Raw genomic sequence first — 23,050 nt, 5'->3', positions numbered from 1 at the left:
GAGTCCTTACTATAAAGCACAAAACTATTAATTGTTAATTGTTAATTGCTAATTGCTAATTGCTAATTGCTAATTGTTCAAAAAAGGCATCGTCTAGCTCATATCCAAACATTTGAATCATAGAGTTGATTCGAGAGTTACTTTCAATGCCTTGGCTGTTCATCCAATCCATTAAGACAAATATTTTTTGCATAACAAAAATTTCTAAGGCTTCTGGATTGTACTGAATTCCTTCTTTGCGATTAAATTGATGTGGTACAAGCATGCCAGCATAGCGGGCAAGTTCACCAGATTTCCAATCTAGAAGTAATGGAAACCAAGGATAACTAGCATCCAGGCGAATAAACCACAGCCGCACCTCTGGAATTTCTGAAAGTTCTCGTGGGTCTTCAGGCTCGCGGGCGTATTCAATATTAAAAGTTATCTGCTGCTCAAGGGAGGTGAAAGCACTTTTGTTATCAGTAGCTTGCAGTAGCGGATTGATAATTGTCTTTACTGACGATAGATCCAATTTCTGTAGGCATTCTGATGTGAGCGTGATGGTAATTGTCATTAATCTTAATAATTTATGAGCGACAAGCTTTAAACAAGTTACTACGGGATGTTATCAATCAAGAGCGTGTGTATCAAGATACTTTCTGAAGAATCTCCTGTCATAGCGTCAAGGTGACGGGAAAGTGTCAAAACTTTGTATAACTTTATATCTATACCAGCAGACAGATACAGAAAATCTGCGATAAAGTGGTAATGAGTTTATTTTATTTTTGGTCAGGAATGCTTAACCTGTCAATTTTGATAAATTATAGATAAAATCCCACAGCCTAATCGTCCCACATTGGTTCCAGTACTTTTCGCTTTTTGAAATTTTGTTGCCGGAATAGCAACTAGGGTAAGGCTGATTAATATTATTTTACTCAAGGATATTAACTATGCCAAATAATGCGGCATCTATAAAACCATTTTGCTCTTTAGAAGACGCGCTTAATCGCTGCCATGAATTGGGTATGCGTGTCAGCCGTCAACGTCGGTTCATTTTAGAACTGCTTTGGCAAGTTAAAGAGCATTTGTCAGCACGAGAAATATATGATCGCCTAAATCAGCAGGGTCAGGAAATTGGTCATACTTCTGTATACCAAAATTTAGAGGCACTATCGAGCCACGGAATTATTGAGTGTGTTGAGCGTGCTGATGGGCGTTTGTATGGTAACGTCAGTGATTCTCATAGTCACATCAACTGCGTAGACACTAACCAAATATTAGATATATATGTGGAATTGCCCAAGGACTTGATTGAGCAAATTGAACAACAAACAGGTGTAAAAATTACAGATTACCGGATTGACTTTTTTGGTTATCGTAAGGTTCAACACAACAGCTAATAAGGGTTAGTTAAAAGTTTCGGTATCGTATTTGTCGTTCTCGGTCATTTTTTGGTCATGGGTCATGGGTTATGGATAATTGATCTTTGAGAATTGTTAAGTAGTAAAGTAATGTTTTTTTGCAAATTAGCAGCAGAAATAAATTAGAAGCGTTATAATTCAAACTAAAGTTAAAAAAATAAATTTGAAACTGTGCAATTAGTGCAGTCAAAATTAGTACCAATACCCTAATCAGGGCTGGTAGCTACAAAGCACTTACCACGTTAATAGGTGACAATTCCTTCCCTTCGGGACGCTAAAGCCTTTCTCCTGTGAAGACGCTACGCGATTTTTATGCGATCTTCTGTACGGATACATATGCGTTAGCGCAGGTTACGCCAACGCACTGCCCCCAAGGATCGTATATGGGGTAATGCCTTCCGTCCCAAAGAGTGACGTTTTGTGGTAAAGATGCGGGTAACGGCTAATCTCAACGTAGGCAAGTGGGATCAAGATTTGGTATTCAGTCTCTAAGGCTCAGGTAAATACTACCGACTTGGCAATGAGTATAAATTCATTCGCTGATAGTACAGGTAGGGTAAACTGTTTCAGTACGAAATCTTCCATCTGACTGTTGCTGTGGGAGAGTAGCTGTCTTATTAAAAACAAGAGAATCTGTATTATTAGGAATAAGAGTATATCTGTGGCAAAGATACAATTGCACCGAATCCTTATCCCAGCGACCGAACTGTTTCGTAAGCAGGGGGGACGCACATTAGTGATGCGACTGGAAAAGAACGCTAATGCGTCTAAAACGGTGATATCCGGTTATTTGGATAAAATTCGCTCTAAATCATCTCCTAGGGAGTCAGCGATCCCACAAGAAAGTCTTAAGGAAAGATTGCCTCATTTGGGACCTTGGTCAATATTGTGGCTGAGTGTCATCCTGCTGCTGGGAGGGACAGGACTCGTAGGGATGTTGGTACTAACGACGTTACCACCACTGCCCAATTGTCAGCAAATATCGTCAATTGCAACCGATAGCGAACGGTTGTACTGCGCTCAGATGGATGCTGAGTCGGGTTCGTTAGACCAGATAGTTAAGGCGGTCGATGTAGTCAAGGTTTGGCCAGAAAACCATCCTCTGTACAATGAGGCTCAACGGATGATGGGGAATTGGTCGCAAGATATTTTGGCGATCGCACTCCAACGACTCAAGCAAGGGGATCTTAAAGAAGCTTTGGCAATTGCTGATAAAATTCCCGAAAATAGCCCAGTTTATCCGCAAGCACAAGTGGCTATGAAAAGCTGGCAGGAGCAATGGCAACAAGCACAAGAGATCGCTAACCAATTCCAGCAAGCGGTAAAATCTCAAAACTGGTCACAGGCATGGAAGAAACTAGAGTTTCTGTTACAGTCAACTTCTGAGTACTGGCGCTCTTCAAAACACGCTCAACTAACGGTACAGCTTGCAATGGAAAAGCAAGCTTGGCAACAATTTCAAGACGCGCAAGATTTAGCCAAAGATGGTACTCCTGAACAACTAACAAGCGCGATCGCTCTGGCGACTAAAGTCGATCCCAAAAGCTATATCAAAGGGCAGGCGCAAGCTGAAAAGCAAAAATGGAGCCGTAGTCTGTTAGATGTTGCCGCTTCGAGCTATAAATCTTCAGATTTCGCAAGTGTGATATCTGTAGCTCAAGGAGTACCAGCAGATGTCTCAGTTTATCCTGAAGCTCAAGACTGGATTCATCTGAGCCGCGCTGCTAAAGTAGCTGTAGGGCAAAATCCCCTGGCATTTTTGGACGCGCTATCAAGCGTGCGTCAGATTAACCGCTCCAGCCCGCTTTACACTGAAGCTACAGCAAAAGAAAATCTTTGGAAATCTCACCTCAAAGACCAAATACAACTGCAAGTTGCTAATGTCGTTGCAAGTTTCGATCAACCTATGACCTTAAATCTGGCGCTTGAGCAAGCACAACAGATTGGGATCAAACGTCCAGGCAGGAGAGAATCCCAAGCTTTAATCGCTTCTTGGCGTAAAGCAGTTCAACAGATTGAGGATCGATCTACCCTAGCAACTGCGAGACAGTTGGCTCAAAGAGGAACGCTGGAGAGTTTACAGACAGCTAGATCTAATGCCAGTAAAATTGCTATTGGTCAACCATTACACCCAGACGCGCAAACAGAGATTGCTCAGTGGAATAAGCAGATTGAAGTTATCCAAGACCGACCAATTTTGGATTTAGCAAGAGCTTTTGCCCGGAATGGGGATCTCAATGCTGCGGTGGAAACGGCAACCAAAATTAGTTATGGTAGGGCGCTATCATCAGAAGCACAAGTAGCGATTGATGGCTGGATGACACAGATTGAAATCGCTCAAGACAAACCACTGATTGATGCTGCTAATGCTTTAGCGGAACAAGGGCGTTTTGCATCGGCGATTTTAACGGCTTCTCAGGTTCGCCCTGGTCGTGCTTTGTATGACCAAGCGCAAGCTGCGATCGCTCGTTGGCAAACCGAATTACCTCCACCGCCAAGGCGCAGGTATTCACCGTTTACTACTAATTCTCAAACGAACAATGCGCTACCACCACAGTAAGATCGGGATCAATAATGTTGATCCCAGGAATCGGTGGTGCTATCCCATAAAACAAGCGATACTCCTGCGGAGTCGCTGCGCGATCGCACTCAACATTAAGTATATGCAGCGACTAAATCCAAACGCTACAGGAGTATGTTGATGAGCGATCGCACCTCATTAATTTTGATTGATCCCGACCCAATTTTTCGGTTAGGTCTAAGCACAGCGTTGGCATCTTTTGCCGACCTGCAAATACTAGCTGAGGCAGATAACCTTAAAATTGCTTTAGAAAAATTGGCAGAATTTGCTGCTAAAAACTATGCTGTTGATTTGGTAATTTTAGAATTTGATTTAAGCACAAATCAGCCCACAGCAGAGCTACAATGTCAACAGTTAAAAGCTCAGTATCCTCAACTGCCAATATTACTAATTAGTTCTCTGTCAAGAACAGATCAACTAATAGCAGCAAAAACGGCAGGTATTGAGGGCTATTGTCCCAAGGGTACAGAAATTAATGTTTTAGTACAAGCCATCCGCCAGTTGTTAGCAGGTCAAGAATATTGGCATAATTTCCCAACAATTAATTACAGTATCCAAGACTCAGGAATTGCTAGTAATTTAATTGATTCTACCACAAGTAGTATTGGCGATCGCCCCACCAGACCTCCTACAACTTGGCATTATCAAGCCCGTCGCAATGGCATACAGCAAATAAATAATTCTCTAGCTGAGGTAACATCTCAACTAAAAAATCCTAACCTTTCAAACTTAGATTGGTTGTTTTGGAGTGGACGCAGGCGAGAACTTTTAGCTGCGCGTTGGTTAGTAAATCAGCTATTACCTGGGGATGTTGTCATTTTACAACCCGTACAAAATACTGAATTACCATTAATTGATTCTCAACCAGCAGATAGGGCAAAAAATACGATTGTCCGTAAGCAAAATTATTTAACAGAATCTTCAAATCTACCCCAGCAAAGCATATTTGATACTACGCGGGTTAAACTTCAATCTCGCCTCCAGAATATCACAGGTGAACCTATAGAAATTGAGATTCTGCGCTTAGAAAAAAGAAGAGAATTACTTGAGCTAATTTTACAACGATTAGAAGCGATTTTAGATGAATTACGTTATTCTCAAGTTGAGCCTCATCAGCTACCGCAGATATTACCAGTTGTATTAAGAGATTTATGGCAAGCATCTATTCACGATTTTTTTGGTAAATACTACACTTTACCCATCGGTGATGGGCAGTATGAAGTGGTGAATGTTTTGCTACAAAGTGCTGGTATTGTCCAATCAGCAATTTTAAATAAAATTCCGTTGGTTGCTGAGTTGTTTTCCTATTTGCTATTTGAGACACCTATCGTAATTGATAATGCTATTTATGCTCCTGAAACATTTGCAGCTAAGAAACGTACAGAAGCATTACTAGAAAACCTCATTATTCAAGTTGCTAATGGAGTTGTACAACCATTACTAAATTATTTTGCTGATATTGAAGTTATTAAGGAAAATTTTTATGATCGTAGCTTGGTTTCGACTAGAGAAATTAGTAGATTCCGTAACAATTTATCTTGGAAATATCGTATATATCAGTATATTAAGGAGCCAATAGCTATTTTTGAAAGTAGATATAGCTTGTTAGTTTTCAGTGATATTGGTATTAAACAAGTATATGTATATGCACCGAGAAGGCAAGAATTAGAAAAATTAAGAGGTATACCACTAGCTGTTACTTTAGCGGTAGAAGCTCGTGATGCGATCGCGCCTCGTTTACGTGCTACCGTTTCTTTTATTAGTAGTGGTTTGATTTATGTGTTAACTAAAGTGATTGGGCGCGGTATTGGTTTGATTGTGCGGGGGATTATTCAAGGTGTTGGTAATTCTTTGCAGGAAAGTAGATATGGGAGAAATGGGGATAGGGAGAAGAAGTTGGATTAGTATTTTTTTTTTAACGCAAAGGGTCGCAAAGGTAAGCGCAAAGGATCGCAAAGGTAAGATCTATTTAAGTGTTACTTTATAGCAGTTTTCATATTTATGAGGTACAGGAGTGCGAGCATCTTGCTCGCTTTAGATTTCTAGCGAGCAAGATGCTCGCACTACAATATTTTTTCAACCTCTGTACCTCACTTGACTGAAAATTTCTAGATCAAACCCTATAAGTTTCCCTCCTCCTAAAACATAAAATTTAGAAACACAACAGCTTAATGCGTTATTTAATATGACAAACCAACCACCTCAACGGAGAGATGATGATGTAGTGCTAGGCAAGCAGAATAGCCCGCATGGGACGCTGGTATCACAACTAGATTTGATGATTAGAGCGCGTTACCCACTACTTTATATTGTTGCTGCTGAAGAAGAACCAGTTGAGGAAGTTTTGCTGCGTGTGGCTGAACATTCAACGCCAAAACGTCAATTGTTGATGTGGGATATTGTGCGGGGCTGGAGTGATAATGGCGATGGTAAAGGCTCAGTGATGGCAGCCTTAAATCGCATTGCTAAGGCTTCGGATGGGATGATGTTTGTCATGCGAGATTTGCACCCCATTTTAAAAACTCCTCATACTAAAGAAAATGCGCCTGTGGTGAGGGAATTAAAAAATCTTACACGGGAACTCAAACGCTGTCGCAAAACGCTGATTTTAACAAGTCACGCTTTAGAATTGCCAACCGAATTAGCGGAAGAAGTAACAGTAATTGACTTTCCGCTACCGGATGTACCAGAGATTAACTATTTAATTGAGCAGTTAGTTGTCCCAGATAAGCTTAAGGTAGTTGGATTAGCACGGGAGCAATTGGTAAAAGCTTGCCAGGGTTTAAGTCGAGCTAGAATTCAACGGGTATTAGCATCTGCACTAGCGGCAAAACAGCAGGTGGATGAGTCAGATATTGATAGAGTACTAGCTCAAAAACAACAAGCAATTCGGCAAACGGGAATTTTAGAGTTTTTCACTACGCGGGAATCTCTCAAAAGCGTAGGTGGGTTAGAGAATCTCAAGCGGTGGGTACGGATGCGCTCTGATGGGTTTACTGAGGAAGCTAGAAGCTATGGTATTCCTAATCCCAAGGGTGTGCTGCTGGTAGGCATTCAAGGTACAGGTAAATCTCTTTCAGCTAAGACAATTGCTTCAGAATGGCGACTACCTCTGCTGCGTCTAGATTCAGGGCGTTTGTTTGGCGGTATTGTTGGGGAAAGTGAAAGCCGAGTGCGCCAAATGATTCAATTGGCTGAAGCAATGGCTCCTTGTGTGTTGTGGATTGATGAGATTGATAAGGCGTTTGGTAATATCTCCAGTGGGGTAGATGGAGATTCGGGAACTTCGCGGCGTGTATTTGGCAGTTTAATTACCTGGATGCAGGAGAAAACCAGCCCTGTATTTATTGTGGCTACAGCTAATAATGTGCAGATATTACCTGCGGAATTGTTACGCAAGGGGAGATTTGATGAAATATTCTTTTTAAATCTGCCTACGGAAATAGAGCGTCAGGAAATATTTAAGGTACATTTGCAACGTTTACGCCCTAGCCGCCTGCGAGATTTTGATTTAGCTTTGTTAGCTAAAAGTGCATCAGAATTTAGTGGTGCAGAAATTGAACAGGTGATTATAGATGCTATGCACCGAGCATTTGGACTAGGGGAAAATGGTCAACGTCGAGACTTTACGACTGAAGATATTTTGCATTCAATTAAAGAAACAGTACCACTAGCTGCGATCGCACGCCACCAAATTGAAGATTTAAAACGGTGGGCAGCACAAGCAGGAGCTAGAACTGCTTCTATTGATAATCAGCTTGTTGAAGAGTTGAAGCAGTTTTCCCAGCAACGCGGTATCAGTCCACTGGAAGTTGATTAAAGGAGTTTTAATATGTCCCACTTTACTACTATCAAAGTGCAGATAAAAAATGGCGAAATTCTTCAAGGAGTTTTGCAAGAGTTAGGGCATCAAGTAGAGCAGAATACAACGGTGCGCGGATATCAAGGTAACAAAACTAATGCTGAATATGTCATCCGTCAAAATAATGGTTATGATTTGGGATTTAGGCGCGACGGTGAAAATTACGAGTTGGTAGCTGACTTTTGGGGAGCAAAGATTAATCAACAGGATTTTGTTAATTCAATCCTCCATAAGTATGCTCATAAGACATTAATGACGACTGTGCAGGAGCAAGGTTTTAATGTTGAGGAGGAAGAAGTTTTAGAAGATGGAACTGTAAGAGTGGTTGTAGGTAGGTGGGTTTAATATATAGCGGTCAGCAGTCAGTTTTAGAGCCTATCCTAAAAATAATTAATCCTAGAAAATATCTGCGTTTATCTGCGTTTATCTGCGGTTAATTTCTCTTAAAAGTACTCCTGATCCAGAGCAATAAATCTCATATCCTAACTGCTGTGATTGTTACCAATCATTTTAGTTTAGCGATCGCACCTTTCTCTACCAACACTCGCCCAGTCAGCAAATCCCGCACTGTTGCTAATAATACCCGTTGTTGATTCACTTCAAACTGCACAGAAATTCGGTCTACACCTAATTGTCCAGGCGGATCTAAATGAGCTATGCAAACTGCATCGTGGTGACTTTCTAAAGAACGAAAATCAGTTTGTTGGTGAAGTTCGCTACTGGTCATTCTGCCATGAATATCATAATTCACTTCGGCTTTTGATACAGCAGCAATTTCTCCTATATCTAAACGAATTTCTCGCTGTCCATCTTTAGCTACTTGCAGTGTTAAAGGTTCGGAACGTTGGCAGGGATATTTACCACCTTGATCAAATAATGAAAAATATGTATGCCGCTTTTCGTAGGGTTCCCAGAGACGAATTGCATAGCCATGTCGCAGATAATCTTCTATCTGTACTAATAAGCTAGATGCTAATGCTCCATGCGCTACTGCTTCAAATGGCTTACCTAATTTAACGCGCGATCGCCCAAAATAAGAAACAATTAATTGTTGTACGGCGGGAATTAGGCAGCTACCTCCGACCAACAGCACGTATTGAATATCAGCTTTGTTGATTCCTTTATTAAGTGTGATCGCCAGCACTTCATCTAATGATTGTCTGACTTGTTCTAATAGTTGACGCGCTTCTAAGATTTCGGCAAATTCATCTCGATTTAACTTTAAATCGTGGGCAATAAAATTTTCATCATCAAACCAACTTTCAGTAGCTTCATTATGATAAGATAAGTTAATTTTTAAACGTTCTGCTAATTCTAATAAATTCAGCCAGCCGATCTCTTTGACTGCATCCCGTGAAGAATTAATTCGTTGTAAATAATCCTCAACAATCCAAGCATCAATATCTACACCGCCAATATAAGCATCAGACTTGGCTAGGACTTCTGCCCGTAATACTTCCTGCCCACCACTAGCTGCTATGGTGCGTACTAAACTTAGATCTAAAGTACCGCCGCCAAAATCAACTACTAAAACTAATGAGCCTGGTTGTTGAATTGCATAACCAAGTGCTGCTGCTGTGGATTCATCAATTAACTGTACTTGGGGGACATTTAGACGTTCTGCAAAGTCACGAAACCAATCTAGATATAGCTCAAACGCACCCACAGGCACTGTAAAGATTAGCCTACTCGGTTCAATTCCCTGTTGTAATAACTGCTGCCAAAGGTGCTTGAGAAACAGTTCTGAGACAATTTCGGCACTATAGTTTATACCTTCTAGTTGACGAGGCGGAGGCTGATATTCTGCTACTAAGTCGCGTTTAAATGCTTGAAAATATTGTTTTGGTTGGGAAAATCCTAGTCGGCGCGATCGCACAATTTCTCCAAATAATAAACTGTTCTGCCCTTGCACAAAAGCTAAAGTTGGCACGACATTTACTTGGGTTCCTTCAAACCGTCGCGAGATGCCATCAAATTTTAAGGTGCGGGGAGTTTGGGTTACTGGATCTAAAGTACAGACAATTGTGTTACTGGTGCCGAAATCAATGGCAACAGAGGTCAAGATGCACCTCCTGGTAGTGTACGGCTGACTTTAGCGGGGACTAAAATGCGCTCTCCTTGCCGATAGCCAACAAAGCGCACAAAAACTAATTCACCTGGTTGAATATCAGAATTATCCGGTTGATGGAGTTGGGGATCATACTCTACTTGTTCCCAAGCTTGACCAATTAATTCGTAACCCCAAGTTGAGAGTAAATTATCTAGTGGTGTTAATAAGGAAATTATGTTTTTAGCAGGTAGTTCTGGTTTCACCTGCACCATCGGTCGTAAGCTGGGATAGTTGGTTAGCAGTGTTTGTATTTGTTTAAATGTTGATTCTTGAAATTCTGTTGTTAGTTGAATATTTTGCTGCTGCAATTGTTCGCGTAAGCGTAGGCATTCTTGACGCAGTTCTTCTATTTCTGGCTGGTTAGATGCGTTAGTATTTGTTATAGGCTTTACTGCTTGAGAATCAGGTTGCTCGTTTGAATAATTAATTAGAATTAGGAAAATTGAGCTTAAACCTAGAAGGCTAAAGACCCATAGCAGCAAGTGATTAAAGGTATGAAACATTTACAATCTCTACATTTGATTTAATGATTGGGTTTCGCTGGTTGTGAGATTTTCTGAATCTTCGTAATACTCTGGTAACAATTCCTGAGAGGATACTTCTCCCAAGGATTTTTCAATTGTCTCGGTGGTTTGAGTACAATTTGATCCAGTGGCATTGATGACTTTTTCGGTAATCTTGCCGTCTTTGCCAATGCGGTATTCAACTTTTTGATATTCAGCCATGTTTCTTATCCTATATTTATGGGAACTGCTGGCTTAAATAGGGTGAACTTGTAATGTGATTATTACAGTATGGTTACTACTTTATAGTCTGTTTCACTCAACCCAACTTATTAATTCTTAAAGCTCCTTTTATCCAACTCCCCACACCTTGATGGTTTCGTCATTACTGCCACTGATAAGCGTCTGTCCATCCGGACTGATGGCTACGGACATAACATGGCTTGAATGCCCCTTTAGGGTACGCAGCAAGGTTCCTGTCTTGATATCCCACACTTTGATGCTCTTGTCAAAACTGCTACTGATAACCGTCTGACTATCGGGAGTGATGGCTATAGAATTAATCCGGTCTGAATTCCCCCATAGGGTACGCAGGAAGGTTCCTGTCTTAATCTCCCATACCTTGATGGTCTTGTCAGAACTGCCACTAATAACCGTCTGTCCATCGGGAGTGATGGCTACAGAATTAATCCGGTCTAAATGCCCCTTTAGTGTAAGCAGCAGGATTCCTGTCTTGATATCCCACACCTTGATGGTTTTGTCACCACTGCCACTGATAAGCGTCTGACCATCGGGAGTGATGGCTACAGAATTAACCCACATTGAATGCCCCTCTAGGGTAAGGAGCAAGGTTCCTGTCTTGATATCCCACACTTTGATAGTTTTGTCCTCACTGCCACTAATAACCGTCTGTCCATCGGGACTGATAGCTACAGACCTAACCCAGTCTGAATGCCCCTCTAGGGTAAGGAGCAAGGTTCCTGTCTTGATATCCCACACCTTGATGGTTTTGTCTTTACTGCCACTGATAAGCGTTTGACCATCGGGACTGATGGCTACAGACTTAACCCAGTCTGAATGCCCCTCTAGGGTAAGGAGCAAGGTTCCTGTCTTGATATCCCACACCTTGATGGTTTTGTCTTTACTGCCACTGATAAGCGTTTGACCATCGGGACTGATGGCTACAGAATCAATCCCCAATGAATACCCCTCTAAAGACCGGAGGCACGTCAGAAATTTCCAGGGTTTGAACTGTTTTAACGCCTGTTGAATTTTCGGATCTGTCTTTTCCCGTAGTAATAAATAGGCACAGTATTGTACTTCTTCTGAAGAATCATTCAACGCCTGAATTACTAAATCTATGCCTGTTTCCCCATAATTCAAGGCATCTTTGACGGCACTCACCCTTACTTCTACAGAGGCGTTTGCCAAGCGACTTTTAACGCCGTCGAGTCCTCCAAGTACAACCCCTGCTAACGGGGTGGGGGCAGTACTACCAAGCACGGCATCATATTCTCTAGGCTGCTGGGGCTTTTCTGACATTACACTTTTACCTCTGCAATCTTTAATTTGCCATCCTATACCTGTCGCAGGGTAGCACGACCTCAACCAAATTTTCTGGCAATGCTCTTAATGTAAAATTTTCTAATAGCTTAGGTGCGAGTATGATAACTCATCGTCGCTGAAATCCAGTATTTGTCTAAACTAATTGTTAATACAAAGTAAATTTGTCAGGCGATTATTATAGTATGCTTACTACTTGATATTATGTGTCAGCAGAACTAACTAATTAATTATTAAGATTTATTTTATCTAACGCCCCACGCCATGATGGTGTTGCGACTATCACTACTGATCACAACTTCACCATTTAAACTCATAGCTACTGAAGTAATAGAATCTGAATGTCCCTCTAGGGTACGCAGCAATTTTCCCTTCTTGATATCCCACACTTTGATAGTTTTGTCACCACTGCCACTGATAACAATTTTCCCATTTGGACTCATAGCTACTGAAGTAATATAGTCTGAATGTCCCTCCAGGGTATGCCACAAATTTCCCTTCTTGATATCCCACACCTTGATAGTATTGTCCCTACTACCACTGACAACAACTTCACCATTTAAACTCATAGCTACTGAAGTAATATCTGAATGTCCCTCCAGGGTACGCCACAAATTTCCCTTCTTGATATCCCACACCTTGATAGTATTGTCCCTACTGCCACTGACAACAATTTCACCATTTGGACTAATGGCTACATAATTAACAATGCGTGAATGCCCTTGTAGAGTACGCAGTAAATTTCCCGTTTTGATATCCCACACCTTGATGGTTTTGTCATCACTACCACTAACAATTGTTTGACCATCTAAACTGATAGCTACAGAATTAACAATTTCTGAATGTCCTTGTCGGGTACGCAGTAATTTTCCCGTCTTGATATCCCACACTTTGATAGTATTATCCAAACTGCAACTGATAATTGTTTGATTATCTAAACTGATAACTACAGAATTAGCAAAGTATGAATGCCCTTGTAGGGTATGCAGCAAATTTCCCGTTTTGATATCCCACACCTTAATAGTTTTGTCATTACTGCTACTGACAATTTGAATATCTGGGCTGATAGCTATAGAACAAACACCTTCTGAATGCCCATTTATGGTATAAATGCGCGTCAAAAATTCCCAGGGATGTACCTGTTTTAACGCCTGTTGAATTTTTGGTTCTGTCCTTTCCTTAAGTAATAAATAGGCACACTCCTGTACTTCTTCCGAAGAGTTTTTTAAAGCCTGAATTACTAAATCTATCCCTGTTTCCCCATAATTCAAGGCATCTTTAACAGCACTCACCCTTACTTCTACAGAGGCGCTTGCCAAACGACTTTTAACGCCATCGAGTCCTCCCAGCACAACCCCTGATGAGGGTGTTGCAGCACTGCCACCAAGCACGACATCGTATTCTCTAGGCTGTTGGGGCTTTTCTGGCATCACACCTTTACCTCTGGTATTCTTTGCCGTCCTGTACTTGGCGCAGGGTAGCAAAACCTTGATCCCCCCTAGCCCCCCTTAAGAAGGGGGGAAAATTCAAAGTCCCCCTTATTAAGGGGGATTTAGGGGGATCTCTTGGTTGCTATCAAATATACTCAATTCTCACTTATTAAAACCCCGTAAAACACTAAATATATTTGAAAAATCATCTGTCCATAGTGGTGCATTTAAACTTTTTGGAATTGGTTGCCAGCGCGAGTCTTTAACAAGCTTACCAAAATCATTTTGATTACGCCCTAGTATTACCCAATGAGAAGAAGATTTACCCATTTCTTTCTCTGTGGGAGTAATATTCAATTGTAATTGTCTCAGGGTAGACAAACCTAAATTTTCTGCTAAAGCACCTAAAACTGGTTCTAAATTTAGATAACGATTAGAAATATTGATGACGATTAAACCTTGTGGCGCTAACTTACTTAAATAAAGCTGAATTGCTTCTTTAGTAATTAAATGAACTGGTACAGCATCAGAACTAAAAGCATCCATGAAAATTAGATCGTACTGATTATTAGGGGCATCAGCTACTTGTAGGCGTGCATCTCCTAATACCACTGAAAACGGCGCTTTTGAATCTTGTAAAAAGGTAAAATAATTGGGATTACGAGCGATTTTTTCAACCTTCGGATCTATTTCGTAAAAAGCCCACTGTTGTCCTGGTTCTGAATAGGCTGCTAAAGTGCCAATACCTAACCCTAAAACAGCAACCTTAGAAATACTTTTATTAGTAGTAGTATTATCTTTAAAAGATTGGAATAATTGCCCAACTGGGCTAGTAGGATGAAAATAAGTTAATGGTTCGTCGCGACGATTAGCATCTAAGCTTTGTTTGCCATGTAAGATAGTTCCATGTAACAGGCTATTAAAGTTTCTTTGCTTGTCGTGTAAAACACGATAGACACCAAAAAAGCTGCGTTCAGTATCTAGTATACCACCAATGTATCCGATATAAAACTGCCCAATTAATAAAATCAATGATAATCCTACTAACAGTCGTACAGGATGGAGTTTAAAAGCATAAAATATTCCACTAAAAATAGCGCAAGCAATTAATATTCCTGGCAAGTTTGTAATAAATATTTTCGGATAGAAACCTACTATTAAAGTACCAAGTAACAAGCCTATACTAATGGGTAGTGTTTGACGCAGTTTTAAATATGAATCTGCTGGAGATTTAATCAATAATTCAGGGTTGCTGTTATTAATTTCACTGTTATAAAAGGTTGTTCTCAGTAGTAGGAGGCTGAAAACCATAACTATTGGGTATTCTAGGACGGATTTAAATAATAAAGGTGCTGCGATCGCATTAAATAATCCCCCCAATACTCCACCAACTGAAATCCACAAGTAATAAGTAGTTAAATATTTAGTATTAGGACGACTTTGGGCTAATTCTCCGTGAAAAACACAACCTATAATTAAGAACCCGATCAGATGAAATGGTAGCCATAACCACATCGGTTTCATCACTTGCAGTAAAAATACAATTACTTGCGCTGTTATCCATAAAGGTAGAAGCCCTACTAAAGTTTGATAGGGTATTTTAATAGCAGGTGAAAAAGCTAAGATAAATGTAAATAAATAAATTGCTAATGGTACAGCCCATAGAAGCGGAATAGCTGCAATGTCTGTGGTTATATAAGTAGTAACTCCTAACAGTAAGCTTGAGGGTAAAAATGATAGCACTACCCACTGTGCTTGTTGTTGAATGGTTGGAGGCGTAGGGATAGAACCCCACCCCCCAGCCCCCTCCCCGTTAACAGGGAGGGGGGGATTAAGAGTGTTTTTTTCTGGGTGTAAGATATTAGGTTGGTTGTTAATATCTGTGCTATTTTCGCTTGTAGTTTCTTTGGCGTTAGGAAATTTCCACAAGCAAACTGCACATCCAAATATTAGTAAAATCAGCAATCCATAACCTATTGTCCATAACCAGCTTTGTTGAGTAAGGGTAAAATTAGGCTCAATTAAGATAGGGTAGCTTAATACTCCTAAAATACTGCCTAAATTACTAGCTGAATAAAGAAAATATGGGTCATTGCTATCTGGATGACTGGTGTTAGCAAACCATTTTTGAACTAAGGGCGCACTGGTAGAAACTACAAAGAAAGGTAAACCAACAGCTAATACTAATAATGCTAGTAACCAGATGATAGGATTACTATTCTGAGGAGGAATAATATTTTTACTAACTGTGATGGGTAAAAATGCGATCGCACTTAAGAGTAAAAAGCTATGAATTATGGCTTGACGGCGTGTACCCCACCAGCGTGTGGTGAGATGGGAGTATCCATAACCGAGTAATAATGTTGTTTGAAAGAAAAATAAGCAGGTATTCCAGACTGACGGCGATCCACCTAATAAAGGTAGAATCATTTTGGCTACCATCAGTTGTACGCAGAAGAGTAGAAATGCACTGATAAATAGTGTACAGGAGAATAATACTAGCACCCGATGTGTCCTCTAATGTGCGATCGCGTATTCCCAATTGGGTTATGCAAGAATTATTACAGCGTTTACAAACTGAAATTAATACACCTCCCCCACAAGGTACAATTTATCGTGGCTTCTCTATGTTAAAAATAATTGTCTTTTTAGTAAATATTGCCGTTTTTATTTATCTATTACGAGATTTTCCTAAAAATAAGGCTGAGTAATTATGCCAATTCGTACACCACTAACAGTTATACCTGGTGCGTTGGGGAGCGGAAAAACAACACTTCTGCGTCACATTCTCAATACAGTTAATAAAAAAATTGCAATTTTAATGAATGAATTTGGCGAAATTTCTATTGATGCCAAAATTATTCAAGGTAAAAATGTCGAAATGGCAGATTTAGGTGGCGGTTGTGTCTGCTGTTCGCTATTAGGTGAATTTGAAGCTGCTGTTGATGAAATTATTGATACTGTTGACCCCGATTATATTATTGTAGAAACTACCAGAGTTGCAGAACCAGACGCGCTAGTATTTGATATTCAAGAAAGCTTAACTCAAGTGCGACTTGATGGAGTGGTTACAGTTGTTGATGCAGATGCAATGGTAAAATATCCGCAAGTTGGACATACAACACGAATGCAAATTGAATCAGCAGATACTATTCTGTTAAATAAGGTTGATTTAGTATCTGAAAGTGAGTTAGCAGCGATAGAAGAAAAGTTACATCGCTTTAATGAAGTTGCTTCAATTATTCATACTAAACGTTGTGAAATAGATCCAGATTTATTATTTGGTATAGGTCGAGAACGAGTACAACCCCAACCGCATCACGTTCATTAACCAGAATTTGAATCATTTATTTATACAACATCTGCAAGGTGCGATCGCACTATCTTCTATTATGTATCCAGTCGAATCATACCTCGACACTCTCCAAAACCAACCCTGGCAAATCCTTCTTTCTCACAATACCCACGCAGAATAACTTCATCACCATCTGCTAAAAACGATCGCACTTCACCTGTTGGTAATTCCACAGTACTAGAACCACCTTGAGTTATTTCCAGCAAACAACCACGCGCACTGTCTGACTCACCCGAAACTGTTCCACTAGCTAATAAATCTCCAGCGCGAAGGTTACAACCATTACTCGTATGATGGGTGAGCATCTGTGCTATTGTCCAATACATCTGTTTAAAAGATCCACGACTTAAGCGCAAAGGTTCTATTCCTTGTTCGCGCATTTGTGGTGAACTTATAAAAGCTTCTAAAGTAATGTCTATTCCCCCTAATTGGGTATTATCTGAATCAGACAGATAAGATAGTGGTAAAGGATCTTCCTTAGCACGTTGAAAAGCTGGACAACGAAAAGGTGCTAAAGCATCTTTAGTAACTATCCAAGGCGAAATTGTAGTAGCAAAACTTTTCGCTAAAAAAGGACCAAGTGGCTGATATTCCCATGCTTGGATATCTCGCGCCGACCAATCATTAACTAAGCATAATCCAAATATATGTTCCTCAGCCTTTTCTATAGTTATAGGCTGTCCTAATTCATTACCAGAACCAACAAAAAACCCTACTTCTAATTCATAATCTAAACGTTGGGATGCTCGAAAACTAGGTATTTGTTCATCAGGTTTCTTTGTTTGACCACTGGGACGTTTAATAGAAGTTCCACTGGTAAAAATTGAAGATGCGCGTCCATGATAAGCAATGGGGACATATTTATAGTTAGGCAATAAGGGATTATCAGGACGAAATAATTTACCGACATTTGTAGCATGAAAAATTGAGGCGTAGAAGTCTGTATAGTCACCAATGCTTGCAGGTAAAAGCATTTCAGCATCAGACATGGGGATAAGTGATGCTGTTGCGGCAGGAGTTGTTTCACCGTTCCAGCGTAATATGTTGCTGATGCGATCGCGCAACGTTGACCACGCTATTTGTCCCAAACCCATCAACAAATTTAAGTTACTCGCTAAAATTGCTTCTTGAATTTCCTGTGGCAGTCCTTGGAATAGTCCTGCTTGACAAGATGATGATAAATTTAAAATGCGATCGCCTATCGCTACTCCAATCTGAGAGGATTCAGTAATACCCCCACATCGGAATACACCAAAAGGCAAATTTTGAATAGGAAAATCGCTATCCGGACTATTTGCAGATTCTACCCAACTGCGTAAACTTGGATCTGAAGTGGCGTTTATCGAAATCATCAGCTTATAGTTTGTTATTTTAGACCCCAGGGAAGCAGGGGAGATTTAGATCAGCTTATTGTTAATTTACTCCTCACTCATCCCCCAGCCCCCGCCCTAGAGATACGCTTCTATCTTAAGTTAGTGCTTGAACCAAGCAAGAAACCCAAGGAATGCAAAAAACCTTGACGAGTTTGTTCTAGAACCGATCCGCTACAATAAATTCAACACAAAAGCTTAAAAGCTTAAAAGGTTGTCTAGTTCAGCCAGTGAGGTAAAACTCACAAACCAGAAACAGTGCAATATTGGCATAAATTTTTGGAAACTATGATGTGATTATTATTGATAACTAATAGAATTCGAGATCAGGATTCTGCCTGCAATGAGATCTGAACAAATCCGTTACCGCTCCGATTTAATCAATACCCAAGTTATCACCAGCGACACTGGCAAGCGCTTGGGAGTCGTCAAGGAGCTATTGGTAGACATTGACCGACGGGAGGTTGTAGCACTCGGTTTACGAGACAACCTGATCTCGATAGCTGGGATGCCTCGATATCTGCTCCTTAGCAGCATTCGTAAATGGGGTGATGTCATCTTAGTCGAGGATGACAACGTTATTGAAGATATTGACGTTGATGCCTACAGCACCTTGATTAACAGCGAAGTCATCACCGAAACCGGAGAACTCCTGGGACGAGTGCGTGGCTTCAAATTCAACAGCGATGACGGTCAAGTTGCCTCTATAATCATCGCTTCTTTAGGGCTTCCCCTGATTCCTGAGCAAGTTCTAAGTACATACGAGTTGCCCGTTGATGAAATCGTCAGTAGCGGTCCTAATCGCTTGATTGTATTTGAAGGCGCAGAAGAACGCATGAATCAACTTACCGTTGGTGTTCTAGAGCGCCTGGGACTTGGCAAAGCACCTTGGGAAAGCGAAGAAGACGAAGCTTACTTTACTCCTAGCGCCCGACCTGAGAATCAGCTAGGAACTGGTATTCCTGTTCGCACTCCCACCAACATTCGTACTGCTACGCCTGTTACTCAAAATGCGTGGAGTGATGATGATTGGGAAGAACCCCAACCACAGCCATTACCTCGCCGTCGCCAGTCTGAATCAATTTACTATGAAGAGGACGTAGAAGAAGATAACTGGAGTGAAGCATCAACAGATACCTCCAGAAAGCCTCAGTACCAACAACGTAGCTATGCTGAAGCCGAAACTTACGAGGATGATTACGACTATGAAGACGAAATAGAAGGCGATGCTTGGGGAGAAGATGTTAAGCCTCAGACTTACAAAGCTCCTAAGCTGAATATACCGGAGAAAACTAAACAGCCAGAATATCAAGACGATGGCACGTACTAATTAGCAAGTCCTAGTGACCAAGATAGTCACACGACAGATAGGGGAAGTAGAGACGCACCAATAGCGCGTCTCTACTTTTAGGTAACCACATCAGTAGTGCGGGCATCTTACCCGCGTGTTGTCTTGCGTAAGTCTTGATAGATATAGTTATGTGTGTACAAGCTACTCTAAAGTCTTAACAACTACGCACACGAGTTAATAGCAGCACAATTTCATCCATAGCTTGGCGCATTACAGATGCAGATTGGTCTGATTGATTAACTAGAATACTAAAAACTAGGGGTTGATTAATCGGGGCGTTAAGATATCCAGATAAAGCTACAACTCCAGTCATTGTTCCAGTTTTAGCTGACAAAATTCCTTCTGCTGGAGTATTACGCAAGCGAGTTTTCAGCGTACCACTAACCCCAGCTACGGGCAGAGATGCTCGATAGTATTCTGCATAAGGCGATTTTGCCATAGCTTTTAAAGTTTGGACGATCGCATTCGGACTAACCAAATTATGACGCGATAACCCAGAACCATCAACTAATTTATAACTTTCTGGATCAACTCCCAAATTAGTTAATGTTTGTTTAACAGTAGCTAAACCTATTTGAGCAGTATCTTGATTATTAGCTCCTAATTCTTTGTTAGTTGCACCTAATAATCGCAGCAAAGCTTCGGCATACAAATTATTACTATTTTGGTTAGTTTCGGCTAACAAAGTTGCAAGTGGTGCAGATTCAACTGCTGCTAATTCTTGAGCATTATCAGTATTATTAGTAGAAACTACTTGTGTATTAGCAACTTTAATTTGTTGCCCTGCTAAAGCTACTCGTAAGTGACGTGAAAAAGTTTCGGCAGGATCAATAACTGCCATTGCTTGTAAATTCGGCTGGGCATCAGCAGCTAATTGTCCTGAAATTCGCAATACTGGCTTACCTAAAAAGCTGTTAAATTGCACAGAAGACTCTGAACCTGGCGCAGATGTAACAGAGTTATTTTCTACTTGCCAGCTAATAGCACTAATTGGGTCATTCCAGCTAACTTTCAGGGGAAGTCCTGGTTTTTGGGGTGATATTGTTAGACCTATAGCATTTTGATTGACAATTAAGCTGTTAACAGTTGTGCCGTAGTAATATTGCACATCTTCCCATTCCCAACTAGGGTGAATTGGTGTGCCTTGAAAATAACCATCGTCTACAACTAACTGTTGTATTTGATCATAGCCTTGGCGCTTTAATTGTTGTGCTAATGTTTTTAACTGTTCATCAGTTAAACTAGGATCGCCTCGTCCGACAAGCCGCAAAGATTTAATATTTGGATCGCTACTAGCGTTATAAATAGAAGTGCGAATGCGGTAATTTGGGCTTAACTTGCTTAATGCTGCGGCTGTGGTGAATAATTTTGTATTGGAAGCGGGGATAAAGTAGCGATCGCGATCGCGTGCATATAATGTTCCTGTACCAAACACAGGTTCCACTAATACACCCCAGCGAAAGCGTTGATACTGCGGACGGTTGATGACTGCTTCAATAGCATTTCCCAATTGTGCCGAACAAATTGCTGGTAGGGGTTGAGTCTTACCAGGAGAATTTTGGGCAATTAAACTAGATGGCAAAGTAGTTGATTTTTGTGCGATCGCTCTTTGCCCAGTAATTCCCTGTACTATCAGGAACAGCAACAAAACACTCAGAGGTTTACTCTTAGTCGTCCACAATGTCCAATTTTTAAACAAAAGTAAAACCTCTACTAATTAAATCTAAATTATCTGCTATATGATGCTGATACTGTGCCAAACGTTCCGCCCTACCTTGGCAGTATTAATAGCATATCCGAAAAATCAGTTTTATTTAAGAGCATATAAGTAAATTGATCCTAGTTAAACTTAAAACTCAACTCATTCATTGTTCATTGTCAAAGGCAAACTCACTGTAAAAGTTGTTCCTACTCCCACCTGACTCTCAAAACTAATTTGCCCCCCGTGTAGCTCTACCATCTTTTTAACAATTGATAAACCTAAACCTGTACCCTGAATTTTACGAACATTTCTAGCTCTATGAAAAGAAGTAAAAAGCAGCTTTTGATCTTCCACAGGAATACCAATCCCAGAATCAGTTATTTTAAACATTACTTCTTCATCCTGACCCTCTAGTTCAAAATAAATCATTCCTTCCTCTGGTGAATATTTAATAGCGTTAGATAGCAAATTAATCAAAATGTGTTGTAGTAAAGTTTCATCTATATAACACAAATTAAATTTACCCTTACTGGTAAATACAATTTTATGCTTGCTGCTAGTACTTCTCTGTATTTCTTCTACTATCTCATTACATAATTTTTTGAGATCTAACCAGCTAGGATTAAACTGTTGAAATCGCGATTCCGCTCTACTAATTACCAAAATATCATCCATCAATTTAGTGAGGGACTTGATCGTATTTTTAATTCGATAAAATTCTTCTATTTTTCTCTTTTCACTCAATTGACTGCTAAAATTTTCTAATATTTCAGCAGACATTAGAATAGCAGTGAGCGGGTTACGAAATTCGTGAGACGCAATTGAAATAAAACTCGATTTTAGCTCATTAAGTTCTTTTTCTTTTTGCAAAGATTTAATGATTTCGGCTTCCGCAAGTTTTTGTTCAGTAACATCAACACCACTACCTAGAATATAAGCAACCGAACCATCAGGGTTCTGGATATTTATATGAGACCAAGAGATGTATCTATACTTACCATCTTTTCTTTTCCAAACGCATTCTCTGGCGTTACCAGTTGATTTTGCCTTAATTTTTCTAAAAACAGCTTGTAGTTGACCTAAATTTTCAGAAATATCAAAAACTTCCCAAAGGTATTTGTTTTTAATGTCAGCTAAAGAATAAAGCGTAGTGTTCGCAAATGTCGGGTTGCAGTTGAGAATCCTCCCTTGTGGATCTAGTACAACTACTAAGGTATTAGCAATATCAAGCACCGCTCCTACAAAGTTATTGATTAAACTATCAGTTGTATCCAGCAGGTTCCCAACTAAGTCTCGCTCTTGCTGCAACTCCTTCTCTACCTGCTTTAGTCTATTTTCTAATGCTTCTAACTCAACAATCCGCCGACGCGCTGTTGCCAACTCCCTGATTAGTCGCTCTTTGCTGTAGTCTTCTTCTTTCATTGGAAAAGAGTGCTGAGGCGAAACTACCAAGTAAAGCTCAACACAAGTAGATATATCAACCCACTAGCTTACACTGAATCTTTAGCCTGCTGCAACACTCCAAGTATAGACATTAAGCTCTGAAAATAGCGTAATCCTTGGCTCCCTCAACTAGCAAGCGAAAACTATCTTCGTTAATTGAGGCTAATTCTGCTGCAAGCTTGTGTCACTTAATTTGACTAGCTGTTACAGCGTGAGCAGCTTTAACCTGTTGAAATTAGAAAAAGTGGAGAGATCTCAAATTGCCAAAGGTGCATCAGCATCAGCAGATGCTTATGTCGGGTTAAGATAGCCAGAAAAAGTTAGTGCGTTAGATATTTTTGTGCCGAAAACAGCGCAATTTAATCAAATGCCAATTTCTC

Annotated in this window: 17 protein-coding genes and 1 pseudogene; 8 read left to right on the top strand and 10 right to left on the bottom strand. The window is 40.4% G+C overall.

Annotated elements, in window-relative coordinates; all coding sequences use genetic code 11:
- Nucleotides 1–55: 55 nt before the first annotated feature.
- The gene (locus CRI9333_RS09820) at nucleotides 56–553 is read right to left on the bottom strand and encodes a CRR6 family NdhI maturation factor (protein WP_015203012.1); all 498 of its coding nucleotides are present in this window, start codon (nucleotides 551–553) and stop codon (nucleotides 56–58) included.
- 376 nt (nucleotides 554–929) lie between these two features.
- Between CRI9333_RS09820 and CRI9333_RS09815 the strand changes: the two genes are divergently transcribed.
- From CRI9333_RS09815 to CRI9333_RS09795, 5 genes are all read left to right on the top strand, one after another.
- Entirely contained in the window at nucleotides 930–1,379 is a 450-nt protein-coding gene (locus tag CRI9333_RS09815) for a Fur family transcriptional regulator (protein ID WP_015203011.1), read from the top strand.
- Between the two features lie 682 nt (nucleotides 1,380–2,061).
- A complete protein-coding gene (locus CRI9333_RS09810) occupies nucleotides 2,062–3,960 on the top strand; it encodes a hypothetical protein (protein WP_015203010.1) in 1,899 nt (632 codons plus the stop codon).
- A 141-nt stretch (nucleotides 3,961–4,101) separates the two neighbouring features.
- Complete coding sequence (locus tag CRI9333_RS09805; protein WP_015203009.1) at nucleotides 4,102–5,886, top strand: DUF3685 domain-containing protein; 1,785 nt, start codon at nucleotides 4,102–4,104, stop codon at nucleotides 5,884–5,886.
- A 280-nt stretch (nucleotides 5,887–6,166) separates the two neighbouring features.
- Complete coding sequence (locus CRI9333_RS09800; RefSeq protein WP_015203008.1) at nucleotides 6,167–7,801, top strand: AAA family ATPase; 1,635 nt, start codon at nucleotides 6,167–6,169, stop codon at nucleotides 7,799–7,801.
- A 12-nt stretch (nucleotides 7,802–7,813) separates the two neighbouring features.
- On the top strand, nucleotides 7,814–8,188 hold the full coding sequence (locus CRI9333_RS09795; RefSeq protein WP_015203007.1) for a DUF1257 domain-containing protein: 375 nt from the start codon (nucleotides 7,814–7,816) through the stop codon (nucleotides 8,186–8,188).
- 160 nt (nucleotides 8,189–8,348) lie between these two features.
- Here the strand turns inward: CRI9333_RS09795 and CRI9333_RS09790 are convergent, their stop codons facing one another.
- The 6 genes from CRI9333_RS09790 to CRI9333_RS09765 all read right to left on the bottom strand — a co-directional run bounded on the left by CRI9333_RS09790 (nucleotide 8,349) and on the right by CRI9333_RS09765 (nucleotide 15,891).
- The gene (locus CRI9333_RS09790) at nucleotides 8,349–9,905 is read right to left on the bottom strand and encodes an Hsp70 family protein (protein WP_015203006.1); all 1,557 of its coding nucleotides are present in this window, start codon (nucleotides 9,903–9,905) and stop codon (nucleotides 8,349–8,351) included.
- Nucleotides 9,902–10,456, bottom strand: a complete 555-nt coding sequence (locus CRI9333_RS09785; protein ID WP_015203005.1) for a nucleotide exchange factor GrpE — start codon at nucleotides 10,454–10,456, stop codon at nucleotides 9,902–9,904. The genes CRI9333_RS09790 and CRI9333_RS09785 overlap by 4 nt, the downstream gene beginning before the upstream one ends.
- A gap of 9 nt (nucleotides 10,457–10,465) precedes the next feature.
- A complete protein-coding gene (locus CRI9333_RS09780) occupies nucleotides 10,466–10,678 on the bottom strand; it encodes a DUF2997 domain-containing protein (protein ID WP_015203004.1) in 213 nt (70 codons plus the stop codon).
- A 129-nt stretch (nucleotides 10,679–10,807) separates the two neighbouring features.
- Nucleotides 10,808–11,998 (bottom strand): WD40 repeat domain-containing protein, encoded by a 1,191-nt coding sequence (locus CRI9333_RS09775; RefSeq protein ID WP_015203003.1) that lies wholly within the window; start codon nucleotides 11,996–11,998, stop codon nucleotides 10,808–10,810.
- A gap of 266 nt (nucleotides 11,999–12,264) precedes the next feature.
- Nucleotides 12,265–13,449, bottom strand: coding sequence for a WD40 repeat domain-containing protein (locus CRI9333_RS09770; RefSeq protein ID WP_015203002.1), 1,185 nt, complete (start codon nucleotides 13,447–13,449; stop codon nucleotides 12,265–12,267).
- 162 nt (nucleotides 13,450–13,611) lie between these two features.
- Entirely contained in the window at nucleotides 13,612–15,891 is a 2,280-nt protein-coding gene (locus CRI9333_RS09765) for a spermidine synthase (protein WP_232229399.1), read from the bottom strand.
- A 68-nt stretch (nucleotides 15,892–15,959) separates the two neighbouring features.
- Here CRI9333_RS09765 and CRI9333_RS09760 point away from each other — a divergent pair, with 68 nt between their 5' ends.
- Both CRI9333_RS09760 and CRI9333_RS09755 read left to right on the top strand, forming a co-directional pair.
- Nucleotides 15,960–16,160: a hypothetical protein gene (locus CRI9333_RS09760; protein WP_015203000.1), complete on the top strand. Its 201-nt coding sequence runs from the start codon at nucleotides 15,960–15,962 to the stop codon at nucleotides 16,158–16,160.
- 2 nt (nucleotides 16,161–16,162) lie between these two features.
- Nucleotides 16,163–16,777, top strand: a pseudogene (locus tag CRI9333_RS09755) (CobW family GTP-binding protein); the annotation flags it as partial.
- A 62-nt stretch (nucleotides 16,778–16,839) separates the two neighbouring features.
- On the opposite strand, the gene fahA reads toward CRI9333_RS09755, so the two are convergent.
- The gene (gene fahA / locus CRI9333_RS09750) at nucleotides 16,840–18,156 is read right to left on the bottom strand and encodes a fumarylacetoacetase (RefSeq protein WP_015202998.1); all 1,317 of its coding nucleotides are present in this window, start codon (nucleotides 18,154–18,156) and stop codon (nucleotides 16,840–16,842) included.
- Between the two features lie 361 nt (nucleotides 18,157–18,517).
- Between fahA and CRI9333_RS09745 the strand changes: the two genes are divergently transcribed.
- A complete protein-coding gene (locus CRI9333_RS09745; protein ID WP_015202997.1) occupies nucleotides 18,518–19,504 on the top strand; it encodes a PRC-barrel domain-containing protein in 987 nt (328 codons plus the stop codon).
- Nucleotides 19,505–19,679: 175 nt separating this feature from the next.
- On the opposite strand, the gene dacB is transcribed toward CRI9333_RS09745, so the two are convergent.
- Together dacB and CRI9333_RS09735 are read right to left on the bottom strand one after the other, a co-directional pair.
- Nucleotides 19,680–21,224 carry a D-alanyl-D-alanine carboxypeptidase/D-alanyl-D-alanine endopeptidase gene (gene dacB, locus CRI9333_RS09740; RefSeq protein WP_015202996.1) on the bottom strand — a complete coding sequence of 515 codons (1,545 nt, stop codon included), beginning with the start codon at nucleotides 21,222–21,224 and terminating at the stop codon, nucleotides 19,680–19,682.
- A 162-nt stretch (nucleotides 21,225–21,386) separates the two neighbouring features.
- Complete coding sequence (locus CRI9333_RS09735) at nucleotides 21,387–22,649, bottom strand: PAS domain-containing sensor histidine kinase (RefSeq protein ID WP_051035367.1); 1,263 nt, start codon at nucleotides 22,647–22,649, stop codon at nucleotides 21,387–21,389.
- Between the last annotated feature and the right edge of the window lie 401 nt (nucleotides 22,650–23,050).

Origin of the sequence: Crinalium epipsammum PCC 9333, from assembly GCF_000317495.1 — a bacterium.
GTDB classification, from domain to species: domain Bacteria; phylum Cyanobacteriota; class Cyanobacteriia; order Cyanobacteriales; family PCC-9333; genus Crinalium; species Crinalium epipsammum.
This window is presented reverse-complemented; position numbering and strand designations above follow the sequence as displayed.